The sequence below is a fragment of the Paraburkholderia sp. DHOC27 genome (genome assembly GCF_003429005.1).
Taxonomy (GTDB): Bacteria; Pseudomonadota; Gammaproteobacteria; order Burkholderiales; family Burkholderiaceae; genus Paraburkholderia.
The window spans coordinates 14,741-26,632 of sequence record NZ_QVQV01000010.1 but is presented as its reverse complement, the minus strand read 5'-3'; the positions used below and the strand labels follow the sequence as shown (position 1 = coordinate 26,632).

The window sequence follows — 11,892 nt, the reverse complement described above, 5'->3', positions numbered from 1 at the left end:
CGATTATGGGACAGGGCAAGTGCGCGAGCCTAACATCAGTTTTCGATGCCAGGCGCGGTGCCTGTTCGTAGCCGCGCTTATCCCGCGCGGCAAATCATGTCGGTGTAGATCAGTTCGCAACCAACTTCCAGTGCTCGTGTGGCCGATAAGTTGTGCAAGTACCAGACAGGGCTTTCTGGGCCACCGGCTAGATGAGCGCCCGTAAATGACACAGGAGCGCACGATGGAGTGCACCTATGCGTTCAATCTCGTCATAAACGATGCGTGGATCGAGCCGGAAGGCCTCACCCTGCGCATTGCACGATGGCTTGAACGGAAGCCGGTTCTGCTCCTGTAATTGGGATTCGCGATGATCGCCATCAGCAAGTTGTTGAAGTCGTGCGCAACACCACTTGATAACTGCCCCACCATTTCGAGCTTCTGGATCTGCCGCAAAAGATCTCCGGTCTGTTGCCGCTGCATGTGGCTGCGTGCCGTGTGCATCCAGCGCGGCCAGTCGCCCCTCCAGGATGCATCCTCGCGGCACCGTGCTAATGCCTCGATTACTGGATTGGCGCCGTGGCCCCTATCTTCTGCGCAAGGAGTCGTTCGTAGGTGCCGAAACTCAGGTTCACCTCATCCTGCGACACAACCTTCACGGTCAGCGTGAGCTGGTCGGATGTGAGACCAAAAACCGTCGCGAGCGCCGCTTCAACCGGCCCCGCGCACGCCCGGTCTTCGTTCATCGTGGTCCCCACGGATACCTCATAGGAGCTATCCGGATCGCGGAATACCACCTCGACCAGTCGCGCACGCGCACTCATGTTGCTCTCGATTGCCACCCGCGCGATCTCCGCTACCACACGCAGGCGCTCGGCCGGGAAACCACGGGTCGCATGAAGGCGCACACGGTGTTTTCCGAGCGTAATCCAGTCAGTGTCGAACTCCATTTACTCCTCCGTCAGCAGACTCACCGCGCGCCTTAAATAGAGGCCATCGCCCGGGTTTCAACATAACCGTTTCTTTATAACCGGAGTCGCCCAATATTCGCTTCGCCGATGTTGAAACTGCCATCTGCAGCACCTATTTCTGCGTCGCAACGGCCTGCTACTACGGCGTGCAGTCCCGCAGCAGCAGGCGGATGCTCCTGATCGTTTCGCACCATCGGAGATTTGAATCATGAGTGACTTCTACTTTAGCAACGACCTGTTTGGAGAACTCGATCGTCTGCAACGGCAGACGTCGACGCTTTTCGGCAATCTTCCCTCCAGCATCCGGTCGAGTCGTACCGATGCCTTTCCGCCTCTGAACATCGGCAGTACGGATGATTCAATCAACATCGTCGCGTTCGCGCCAGGCGTTGATCCGGCCACGCTTGAAGTGACCGTCGACAAGGGCACACTGACGATCGCGGGCGAACGGAAGGCGCCCGAGCTAGCCACGGGCAGCGAAACCCGGTCGTACGCGAGCGAACGGTTTTTCGGAAAGTTTCGGCGCGTGATCGAGCTTCCGCAGAACGCCGATTCCGACAAGGTTGAAGCGGGCTATTCGAACGGCTGCCTGACCGTGCGCGTCGGCAATCGCGAAGCCTCGAAGCCGCGTGCTATTACCGTCCAGTAAAACGAGGAGGATGCCATGAACGACGCCATGCAGATCGCAAAGCAGGACAACGGCGAAGTGGGCCGCCGCAACCAGGACAGCGCTCGCCGTGTCTCAATCACGCCCGCAGTGGATATTGTCGAGGACAGCCATGGCATTACGCTGTGGGCTGACCTGCCCGGTGTCCCGCGCGACAGGCTCGATGTTAACGTCCACGATGGGCGGCTATATATCGAGGCTCAAGCCGTTGTGCCAACGCCTGGGGATCTGCGGCTACATCACGCGGAGATTCGCGCACCGTACTTCGCGCGGGCCTTTACCCTGAGCGAACACTTCGACACGTCAAGGATCGATGCCAACCTGCAGGGCGGTGTGCTGAAACTCAGCATCCCTCGGCGTGAGGAAGCGCGCCCACGCCGCATCGAGGTGAGGGCTGAGTAACGCGGCGTATTTGTCGGCTGGTCCCACCCACGCTCGCTTGCCGTGAGATAGCGGTAGCGAGCGTGGTTCCACGCTGCAGTGCGGTCAGCTGTTTGCCGTGCCGCGAAGTTTCGATGGCTTCCGCGATCAATGGGCGCGCCGGCTTGTTTTCTTCGGGGAAGAGAGTTCGATCCACGTGGGCGCGTGATCGCTCGCATTGGGCAAATCCCTGACCCACGCATCGACACCTGCGTCCCGAAGGCGCGGCAGGACAACGTCACTCAGCAGCAGATGATCAATGCGCAGGCCAAATCCCGCTCCCCGGCGGCGCCTGAGATAGTCCCAGTAGGTGTAGATCCGCTGGTCAGGATGGACGTGGCGGATGGCGTCAGTCCATCCCTGCGTTAGAAGTTCGCTGAAGCATTCACGGCTTTGTGGTTGCAGGAGCGCATTGTCGACCCATGAACGCGGGTTATAGATATCGGCATCGGTCGGCACAACGTTGTAGTCACCGGCGAGAATGACTGGATGCCCGCTGTCAGCGAGCCGCTGCGCATATTGCAGCAGACGCGCGAACCAGGCCAGCTTGTAGTCAAACTTCGGGCCCGGTTGTGGGTTGCCATTTGGCAGATACAGGCAACCGACCAGCAAACCGGACACGGCCGCCTCTATGTAGCGGCTTTGCCTGTCGGACCGATCTCCCGGCAGACCACGCCGACTTTCTATGGGCTCAGCGTCTCTTGCAAGGATGGCCACGCCATTCCATGCGCTTTGGCCGTGCCAGATAGCGCCGTATCCGGCGTCGTTGATCGACGCGACCGGAAACGCTGAATCGGTAGCTTTGAGTTCCTGCAGGCACACAATGTCTGGCGACACTTCCCGCAGCCACGTGAGTAGTGCGGGCAGCCGGGACCGGATTCCGTTGATGTTAAAGGTCGCTATCCTGAGATTCGGCACACGGAGATTCCATTAACCGGCCTAGGTCTGCGGGCACCATCAGTATCCGGACGGTTACCTGGCAGCGTTGCCGGGTTCGAGATTTGGCTCTGATACCCCATCCAGATTGACTCCGAACCACGGCACCTGTTGCCTGCACTCAGCCACATAGGCATCCCAACCGCTTTGATTGCCGCTGAACAGGTCGTGCTGCACGAGGTTGGCCAGAAGAGGTTGGTTAAGGCGCTCGTCCAGAAGCGCCTTGGGCCATAGAAAGAATGCGCTGGCAGCACTCCTTGCAAATTCCAGCGGCGTCATTTCAGCGTCGACCGTGTGCAAAATCGGGAACGCCGTCAGGGAGTCTTCCTGGGCCACCGCTTCTCCGACTGTGTTGAACCTGTCAACGCACTTCATCACGCATGCGATCGCCTCGAGCACGTCGCCAAGGTGAAGAAGAAGGGCACGTCTCTCGAGGCTGTCGTCCATGCGCACTCCTCCGGCTCCAGTCAGAATTCGCAACTCGTGGCGAAGCGTTCGATTAGAACGATCCAGTCTTGTCACCTACCGATCTGCTCCCGACCGCATCGAGCCTGGCCTGCAACTCTGCCTTGCGTTTCGCCATCTTTTCCCCCAGGCCGCGCAGATCGCAATCTGTCTTGCGCAACTCCGGGAAAAGCTCCTGCTCTTCCTCTTCGACATGGTGCCCAACCATTTCGCTCATCACCTTGAAAGTGGCATCAAATCCTTTATCGCCGGCCTTCAGCGTCTCAAACTTCGCGATCAGCGTCTTGACCAGAAAGTGCTCAATATAGGCTTCGTCGACGTCGATCTTGTCGCTGCCCGGCAGCGCCTTTTCGGCTGCCGGATATAACAGCTCTTCCTCGAGGATCGTATGGATCGACAGCTCTTCACACGCCCGCTGTGCGAGCGCAGCCTTCCGTTCGAGGTCATGTTCCGAGGAATTTTTAAACGCATTGAACAGCTCCTCGACAGCGCGATGTTCCGCTTCTAGAAAGGCCAATGCATCGTGGGAGGCCGATCCGGACTTTGTCTCGCTCACTCTGGTTTCCATTACAATTTGCTCCTATATATGGTTGAAATTCTCGATTGATACATGAACCCGCCCCTACGCAACGAACCGGACCGAATTGCGCGGGCCGCCAGAATCCTCGAAGCATCAGTTCGACCGCTCGGCTGCGCGCGTGCCGCCAAAGCATTGCGCAAACATCGTGCCGCCCGGTACGACGGGATCCAAAGTCGCGTGGCTTTGGCCGCCTCGCCGACGCCACCCCGCAAGCGGTGAGTCATCGAAGCAGGCGAGAAGCGCCCCCGGGCCGGGATAGACTGCAACGCAGCCGCTTGCTCGAAGACTCGCTTCGGTGAAACCGCCGCACAGCATCCCGATCGTTCGCATTCCAATCTTTCCGGCTGCCTGCGCATCGTAAGGACTATCACCTATCGCTACCGCGTCTGTCGCTGGAATTCCGAGTTTTTCTAGTGCGACCTTGAAGATGTCGGGTGCCGGTTTCGATTCTTTGGCATCCGCAGACGAAGTCACCTCGTCGACCAGCTTGCCGATTCCCGCGATTTCGAGATAAATATCAAGCTCGTCCCCTTTGGCAGACGATGCGACGGCCACCCTGAGGCCAGCATCGGGCACCCGCTGTAGCAGCTCCGGCACTGCAGCAAACGGACGAACCATCGACATGTATTTCGATTTGAACCTCTCGCCGCGCCATTGCTCCAGCGCATCGCCGTGATCCTGTTGCGCTTGTGCGTCGAGAAATAGCGGTACAAGCTTGTCTCCACCTTTTCCAATCTGGCTTCGCGCCTCCTGAAACGTCACCTCGTGACCAAACTTCGCGAACGCTTCCTGCCAGGCGCTCGCATGCAGGTCGACAGAGTCAACCAGCGTTCCGTCGATATCAAATATGGCGGCCCGAATCATGGCAAGTCTCCTTTGAAATAAATATCCCCGCCCAGTCCGCCGGTGACGATCACTCACAGTTTTAAGACTGTTCAAGCTGCCTGCGGCGGCTTTGTGATGACGACTTCTTGCGTCACCTGCGCGGCGAATCGCTGACCTGCAGCGCGCAAAGCAGCGCCGAATCCTGCCGGCGCGCGTGAATCCAGACGCGCGCTCGTGACGACCCGCACGCTGGCGCTCCATGCAATGCTCGCGCCGACTGTCGTGAGCGCATCGACCAGCGCCACGTCCTCGTTCGATGCAAGCGGTCTGAAACCGCCCACCGCCCGGTAAGCCGCAGCCGACACGCCCAGGTTCGCCCCGTGAATATGCCGGTGGCCATCACGATCACGATAGGTCGCGACGAAATCCTCTCGGACCGCAGTACTGTGGCCGGTCCAGTTTTCAACGCTGACGACTCCGCATACCGCATCCGCGCGACAGTGAAGCTGCTGCACGACCCAGTCAGCCGGGACGGTCGTATCGGCGTCCGTGAACGCAAGCCACCGGGCACCCTGATCGAGAGCCTGCTGCGCACCGGCCGCGCGGGCCGACCCTACGTTGCGCAACGCCACCGCGAGCACCTGCGCGCCGAGCGAGGCTGCGATCGGCCCGGTTCCGTCGGTACAGGTGTCCGCAACCACGAAAATCGTGACTTCCTCCGCCCCGAGTGCGGGATGCTGACTTGCTGCAACCACCGAGCGAACGCAGAGGCCGATCAGGTGGGCCTCGTTATGGGCGGGAATGATGACGGCGAGCATGGCTTCTCCTGGTCTCTACACTTGATCGGAATAGTCAGGTGGGCATAACAACTTTCCAGAGATAAACGGCTGAATTTGCAGTTATCTCAGCGCCTACGCATGAAGCGGGCCCGCAGTAGCTCCTCGCTGGATGGCGAAAACCGCACGGGCAATCGGGCAGCTTTAAGGCGGAGGAACGGAAAATGCGCCTGTGTGATGCGGTTTATTCGCCCCGCCACGTATCCAGCCAGGTCGGCACATCGAGCCAGTAGCATCGAAAAGGGAATGGAGACTCACGATAAACCACAACAAGAATCCCGCCGGTTATCCGCTCGAAACGGATAACCCCACGTTGTTCACTCATCAGCACGAAGGCACGGTCTCATGGGGAGCCGTCTTCGCAGGGGGCGTGAGTGCTGCCGCGTTTGCCCTCATTTTGCTCACACTTGGAACAGGCCTGTGCCTGACCGCACTCTCACCGTGGTCCTCGGGTACCGCAAACGCGAAGGCGTTCGGCTTTGCTGCAGTGGTGTGGGTCTGCGTTACCTCGGTCCTCACGTCGGGACTTGGCGGCTATCTTGCTGGACGGCTGCGCCGACGCTGGCTTGCGGTTAGCGCCAATGAAATGCACTTCCGTGATACCGCCACGGCTTTTTGAGCTGGGCCGTAGCGACACTGCTAACGGCTGCTATTCTCACTTCAGCCATTTCTGGCGCGCTGCGTGCCGGTACCCAGGCTGCCGCGGCGTCTGCTGGTGAGAGCAGTTACGGAACGGCCGCGACGATGCTGCGTGGCAATGCAAACGCGGCGCTCAATACCTGGCCACTCGGCTACCTTGTCGACTCCCTGTTCCGCTCGCCTGCGGGTTCATCGCCCCCAGCAACCCCGACGGCCGCAAACGGCGAGTCCCCACGTCAGGAAGCGGCACGCATCTTCCTGAACAGCGCGGTAGCGGGCGCCCAGCTGTCACCAGAAGATGCCGCTTATCTGGGTCGCGTGGTGGCGCAACGCACGGGCCTTTCGCCGGCTGCCGCACAGGCTCGGGTAACGGCCACCTACTCGAATCTCTTACACAAGGTCGCGGCGCTCGATGACGCTGCGAAGGCTGCCGCCGACAAGGCACGCAAAGTGACAATAGGCGCGTCGTTGTGGCTGTTTGTTTCTCTTCTGATGGGAGCGTTCTCCGCGAGCCTGCTTGCCACCCATGGCGGTCGGGTACGCCAGATCTGACCTGAATCCCAGTCTACTAATCAGGGAGGTTACTATGCGTTCGATTCTTCTTTACATGCTCGGGGTACCGATTCCCATCATCATCCTGATTGCGCTGTTCTGGCATTAAGACACAGCGGCCGCCGGATAACGGAAAAACTCCGGCGGCTGCCGCGTCAGCATAAGCCTCATGGTGGCCAAGGTTAGCTCTTACTACGCATCCCGATCGAACCTCAATCCCCGCCGCCAACGATTCCTGGGATGGTTCCAAACGCTTCGGGTATTGGCACGAGAAGTCCGATACACGTCTCCACAGCAATCTCCTCTACACGACGCCAGTACGCATAGACTTTCCGGGTTGTCGCCTGACGATGGAGGGACTCAAGTTCGATGACCTCGGCCAAAGAAGAGGCGGAGAGCATCGCGTCCATCACGGTGTGCTGGCCGCGAAGCCACGCTGCAAGGGCCTGCAGATTCAGCGCGGTCGTTTTCTCGAATGCGGCAATGAGTTCAACCGCGCACGCGAACGCGGCTCCTGTGGCAGAGTCGCTCTCATGAATGGTGTCTAGGGACATGGTATTGAGGTAGATATTCTGGTGTCACTCTATGCGCATTGCGCGGGGTCCTGCGAGGGCAGGCAGCCGGCGTTGCAGCCGACGGTCCGCCAACGCCGTTTACTTTTGCACCACCGCTTCCTGCCCGGCGCCAAGGTCGGCCCCGGTGACGGGATCCGAGGTGGTTGCGGATGCCGTTCGCGACGCCATCGCGCTTAGGACTTCGACATCCTGTTCAGAAACCTGAACTGTGGCTAGGCCGTCACCACCATCGACCGCCGGTTGCGGATCTTCCACGAATTCCCAGTTTGGCCCTTCGTTCCACGGACCACGCGGAGCGTCATGCCCGTTTGACATGTTGTAGTAAACGTTGGTGTATTCGGGGACCCCGGGCAGCTTTCCCTGAGGGAAGTTTGGCTGGATCGAATGCAACGCTTTTTCGAACGATTTCTGATGGGCAATTTCGCGAGTCATCAGAAAGCCGAGGGCTTCCGAAATGCCGGGATCGTCGGTTACGTTCATCAGTCGTTCGTAGACGATCTTCGCCCGAGCCTCAGCAGCGATATTCGAGCGGAGATCCGCCGTTGGCTCACCAATGGTGTCAATGTACGCGGCTGTCCAGGGCACCCCGGCCGAATTGGTCAAGGCAGGACCGCCTCCGTACAGGAGTGACGTGATATGCGAATCGTTGCCGCCTGCCGTGAGCGAACGGTACAGCTCCGCTTCAGACTCGACACCCTCAGCCAGTTGACCCTTCGCGCCCTTGTTGAGCATTGCGACGATCGAACCAATGATTTCAAGGTGGCTGAGTTCTTCAGTCGCGATGTCGAACAGCATGTCTCGCCGTCCCGGGTCATCTTCACTTACCGCCTGGGTGAAATATCTGCAGGCTGCCGCCAGTTCACCCTGCGGTCCTCCAAACTGCTCAATTAGCAGATTAGCCAGACCTGGATTGGGGGCCGCTACGCGGACGGTATATTGCAATCGCTTGTTATGCACAAACATCGCATTTCTCCAGAAAAATTGATTTCAGGTCCGCAGCGCGCTTCTCGTGGAGAAGGAGTCCGCAACGGACGACGGTTTGTCAGAAAGGCCGGTTGGTGGGCGATGACGATCGCATGTGCGGGATGACGCCGACCCGGTCTCAGGGCGAATGCCCTGGCGTGATGTGCGCGCAGTGACGCAACGGATAACCCTGCGATCTCATTGGCGCATGGGCCGTGCCCGGAGTGGCTGCGCGTAGCGCGTCCTTGCTTTTGCAATGGCTACAGAATCTGGCATGGGCGTTGCGCAGCGCCAAGTAATAGCCGCATACCATGTCCCTACGAGGAAAATCATGAAATACACGCTGAACAAATTTACCTTGATTACCGCCCTCCTGGCAGGCGCCTGCGTGATTTGCATCGACGCGGATGCTCAGACCGAGGCCGCGTCGACCACTGCTGCCAATGCACTACCCCAGGTCGACAACGATTTTGTGCAGGCGGCTTCCATGGCATCCTCCACGGAGATCGACGCTTCGAAACTCGCCGCCTCGAATTCAACCGACACAGACGTCAAGTCCTTTGCGCATCACATGATTCTCGACCACACGAAGTTGACGGTGCAGCTGAAGATGGCTGCTCCGCATGGCGTAGTTGTACCGAAAGACAATTCAGACATGACACTCCTGGATTCGCTGAAGCCGCTGAAGGGCGCTGAATTCGACAAGGCATATATTTCAAAAGTCGGTCTGGAGGGCCACAAGGAGGCGATTGCGGCGTTCGAGAAAGAAATTTCCGATGGACAGAATGCGGATTTGAAGAAGGCCGCGCAGAAGGCGCTGCCGACGATCAAGGAGCACTACCAGATGGCCCAGCAACTGGCCAGCAAAAAAGGGATTACGGAGTAGTCAGCGCCAGAGCCGATCCGACCGACGTGGCGCCGACGTCGGTCAACCGACACGCCACGGGAGCGACATACCTTCCATGGCATTCACCAGCGTTAACATTCGCTGACGACGGCTCTATATCGCGGAAGCGCCGTCATGCGTACGGGCAGTCGATCCCATTATTCCTGAGCAGGCGGGGCGTCCTGTTCATCGAGATTTTTACTGGAGGAGTTCGACCACTCCGTATCCGGCTTTGCGGTCTGATCCCCGTCCGTAGCAGTTGTAGAAATATCGAGCTCGTCCAGCATCCTGTCGATTTTCTGGTTATCACCCTCGTCGAGCGCACGTTGCGCCTCATCCTCTGTCATACCACTACCGGAATACGGCTGCTCGCCCCTTTCCGGAGCTGCTGCGGGAGTGCCGTAATTACCGCGTTCTGTTTTTGCGCCTGACATGATTCTACCCTCCAAAAGTAGCATGAAGCGACAGCCAGAGCTAACTTCAAGGCGCCGGAACCAACAACACACCGGTGACGAAATACGGTGCGTGAAGCAGCCCGCATTTGCGGGAACAACCACTCGATGAGAGATCCTAACGACCACTGCGCCTACTCACCACTGGATCGGTGAGCCAGTCCGCAAACCAATCCTGCCACTGTGCCCACTCGCCTGGCGTGAGATCGAACACTTCCTCGGAAGACCCGGACGAATCTGTTTTCGCATAGACGACCTTCGCGCCGTCCCAAAAGGCGACGATCGTATCCGAGAGTTCGGCAACACTGCCCGCCCCCGCATCCTGGAGGATCGCGGCCAATTGCGCTTCGAATGCTTCTCGATACATATCGCTCGATCATCTGCTGCGAAACGCAGCCTTATCCGGGCCCGTTGACCTTAGCTGTGGGATGCGGAGCTTTAACTGCTCCTCTCAGCCTCGACGTAAGGTACTTTCGCGCTAGCGTACCCAACAGGATTCAGCACGAACTACGCCCGCCGTATCCGATGCCCATTCACCGGCATTAGCGGCATCTGACTGTCCAATTGATCGGACGCGTCCGCTGGATCAAAACGATAATTAAAGCGCTAATCAGCTCGCGTAAGCCGGTAGCGTGTCGTGATTGTCGAGCGCCGACAGAGGCTCCATGCGCTCAGCCAAATGTTGAATCGAACGACCGATGGGGCGTGGTGGAGCGATGCGCAGAATGTGAGGTAAATGACTGATTGAAGGCTTAATGCCGCTTCTGAGGACTTGCTCACAGCGAAGATGCAATCCGAAAAAAAGTCAGCTGATCTGCCTCGTGGGATACCATCTTACGACCACTTCTGGCGATGGCACGTCGCGAGACAAGCCATTTTTCGGACTTTAGGGCGGCTTTTATGGACGCCTGTAGTCGCGGCACGCTTGTGAATCAGCCGTTAATCGAATAGAGAAGGCTAACCTCACAGATGCGTAAGCTGGGCGCTCTATTGTTTCCCAGTGAACGGCGGTCAAAGTGTGCTGGGATGTGGTCAGTCCTCCGCAATCTCGGCCGCGATGGACCCATGGTTGATAATCGCTACCAGCGAGATACCGCCGACCATATTGCCGAGCAAGGTAGGGGCGAAGAAGGCAAGCAGGTAGTCCATTACGCTAGCAGAGCCATTCATTACAGCGTAGGCCGCCTCGACCGAACCGGCGATGATGTGTGAAAGCTTGCTGATGCCAACCACGTAGGTGATCAAGAGGATGGTGATAAGGCGGGCCGAGCGGGCGCTCGGCAGGAGCCATACCATCAAGGCGATGAGCCAGCCGGCGAACATAGCGCGGACAACCGTAACTGTGAAGCCGCCGGAGTAGGGCTGCCGCGCAAGTGCGCCTAACGCCTTGACGACATCGTCGGGAAATACGCCCGGGATCTGCAGAAGCGCTGCATATACGAAGGTTCCAGCGATGTTGGCGAGAAGGACGAGCGCCCATAGGCGGGCTGTTCTGGCAAACGTTCTCAGGTCGCGACGTGTAAGAACCGGCAGGACGGCGCTCAAGGTGCTCTCGGTAAAAAGTTGCTGCTTGCCAAGAATAACGATGACGAACCCAACCGTATAGCCGAGGGAGGCGACAAGGAAGCGCCATGAACGGTCGGGTATCGCGCTCTCTATGACAGCCTGCGTGAGAAAAGAGAACCCCATCGACAAACCAGCGGCAAGCCCCGACATGACCAGTGCGCCGGCCGTTCGGTCCATTGCTGATTCGCCTTCTTCGCGGACGACCTCATGGATCACAAGCGCTCGGGGCGATGAGTGTTGCGCTGCCTGCTCCTGCTCGCCGTCGTCCAGGTGAGGAGAGTTGGAGCCAGTATCATCACCGGACATTGCTGGAATCCTCGAAATATGACGCGCCAGCCAACAACTTGATCTTGCGCAGTTGCGGTGCCACTCGCATGATCGGTGCCTGCGGGCAGCGTTACCTAGACACGCTTGCACGCGACCAGACTCGGAACGGGTTGTCCTGCGTAGTCCGATCGAAGCCGAGTCTCTGCGCAAGCCCTCAACAGCCGCCTGTGAAACATATTTCAAAATGCAATTGCGTTGCTATCCGCGCGGGACGCGCTAAAGTTACGACGCCCGTTGTCCGTTAAACAGCTGC

Annotated in this window: 15 protein-coding genes; 4 read left to right on the top strand and 11 right to left on the bottom strand. The window is 58.7% G+C overall.

Annotation, left to right across the window (positions count from 1 at the left end; genetic code table 11):
- Positions 1-542: 542 nt before the first annotated feature.
- A complete protein-coding gene (locus tag D0B32_RS27600; RefSeq protein ID WP_117337508.1) occupies positions 543-929 on the bottom strand; it encodes a hypothetical protein in 387 nt (128 codons plus the stop codon).
- Positions 930-1,158: 229 nt separating this feature from the next.
- On the opposite strand from D0B32_RS27600, the gene D0B32_RS27595 reads away from it, so the two are divergent.
- Together D0B32_RS27595 and D0B32_RS27590 are read left to right on the top strand one after the other, a co-directional pair.
- Positions 1,159-1,599, top strand: coding sequence for an Hsp20/alpha crystallin family protein (locus D0B32_RS27595; RefSeq protein ID WP_117337507.1), 441 nt, complete (start codon positions 1,159-1,161; stop codon positions 1,597-1,599).
- A 15-nt stretch (positions 1,600-1,614) separates the two neighbouring features.
- Complete coding sequence (locus D0B32_RS27590; RefSeq protein ID WP_117337506.1) at positions 1,615-2,019, top strand: Hsp20/alpha crystallin family protein; 405 nt, start codon at positions 1,615-1,617, stop codon at positions 2,017-2,019.
- 126 nt (positions 2,020-2,145) lie between these two features.
- On the opposite strand, the gene xth is transcribed toward D0B32_RS27590, so the two are convergent.
- From xth to D0B32_RS27565, 5 genes are all read right to left on the bottom strand, one after another.
- Positions 2,146-2,955 (bottom strand): exodeoxyribonuclease III, encoded by an 810-nt coding sequence (gene xth / locus D0B32_RS27585; protein ID WP_117337505.1) that lies wholly within the window; start codon positions 2,953-2,955, stop codon positions 2,146-2,148.
- Between the two features lie 54 nt (positions 2,956-3,009).
- On the bottom strand, positions 3,010-3,420 hold the full coding sequence (locus D0B32_RS27580; protein ID WP_117337504.1) for a hypothetical protein: 411 nt from the start codon (positions 3,418-3,420) through the stop codon (positions 3,010-3,012).
- A gap of 52 nt (positions 3,421-3,472) precedes the next feature.
- Positions 3,473-4,006, bottom strand: coding sequence for a hemerythrin domain-containing protein (locus D0B32_RS27575; RefSeq protein WP_117337503.1), 534 nt, complete (start codon positions 4,004-4,006; stop codon positions 3,473-3,475).
- A gap of 105 nt (positions 4,007-4,111) precedes the next feature.
- On the bottom strand, positions 4,112-4,882 hold the full coding sequence (locus D0B32_RS27570) for an HAD family hydrolase (RefSeq protein ID WP_117337502.1): 771 nt from the start codon (positions 4,880-4,882) through the stop codon (positions 4,112-4,114).
- 71 nt (positions 4,883-4,953) lie between these two features.
- Positions 4,954-5,661: a glycosyltransferase family 2 protein gene (locus tag D0B32_RS27565; protein ID WP_117337501.1), complete on the bottom strand. Its 708-nt coding sequence runs from the start codon at positions 5,659-5,661 to the stop codon at positions 4,954-4,956.
- 762 nt (positions 5,662-6,423) lie between these two features.
- On the opposite strand from D0B32_RS27565, the gene D0B32_RS27560 reads away from it, so the two are divergent.
- Entirely contained in the window at positions 6,424-6,870 is a 447-nt protein-coding gene (locus tag D0B32_RS27560) for a hypothetical protein (RefSeq protein WP_117337500.1), read from the top strand.
- A gap of 212 nt (positions 6,871-7,082) precedes the next feature.
- Here the strand turns inward: D0B32_RS27560 and D0B32_RS27555 are convergent, their stop codons facing one another.
- Positions 7,083-7,424 (bottom strand): phasin family protein, encoded by a 342-nt coding sequence (locus tag D0B32_RS27555; RefSeq protein WP_117337499.1) that lies wholly within the window; start codon positions 7,422-7,424, stop codon positions 7,083-7,085.
- A gap of 99 nt (positions 7,425-7,523) precedes the next feature.
- Positions 7,524-8,408, bottom strand: coding sequence for a manganese catalase family protein (locus D0B32_RS27550; protein WP_117337498.1), 885 nt, complete (start codon positions 8,406-8,408; stop codon positions 7,524-7,526).
- Between the two features lie 331 nt (positions 8,409-8,739).
- Between D0B32_RS27550 and D0B32_RS27545 the strand changes: the two genes are divergently transcribed.
- Positions 8,740-9,294 carry a DUF4142 domain-containing protein gene (locus D0B32_RS27545; protein ID WP_117337497.1) on the top strand — a complete coding sequence of 185 codons (555 nt, stop codon included), beginning with the start codon at positions 8,740-8,742 and terminating at the stop codon, positions 9,292-9,294.
- 158 nt (positions 9,295-9,452) lie between these two features.
- Here D0B32_RS27545 and D0B32_RS27540 read toward each other — a convergent pair whose 3' ends face one another.
- The 3 genes from D0B32_RS27540 to D0B32_RS27530 all read right to left on the bottom strand — a co-directional run bounded on the left by D0B32_RS27540 (position 9,453) and on the right by D0B32_RS27530 (position 11,618).
- On the bottom strand, positions 9,453-9,728 hold the full coding sequence (locus tag D0B32_RS27540; RefSeq protein ID WP_259295176.1) for a hypothetical protein: 276 nt from the start codon (positions 9,726-9,728) through the stop codon (positions 9,453-9,455).
- A gap of 136 nt (positions 9,729-9,864) precedes the next feature.
- Positions 9,865-10,113, bottom strand: coding sequence for a hypothetical protein (locus D0B32_RS27535; protein ID WP_117337495.1), 249 nt, complete (start codon positions 10,111-10,113; stop codon positions 9,865-9,867).
- A 665-nt stretch (positions 10,114-10,778) separates the two neighbouring features.
- Positions 10,779-11,618 carry a formate/nitrite transporter family protein gene (locus D0B32_RS27530; RefSeq protein ID WP_117337494.1) on the bottom strand — a complete coding sequence of 280 codons (840 nt, stop codon included), beginning with the start codon at positions 11,616-11,618 and terminating at the stop codon, positions 10,779-10,781.
- Positions 11,619-11,892: the final 274 nt, after the last annotated feature.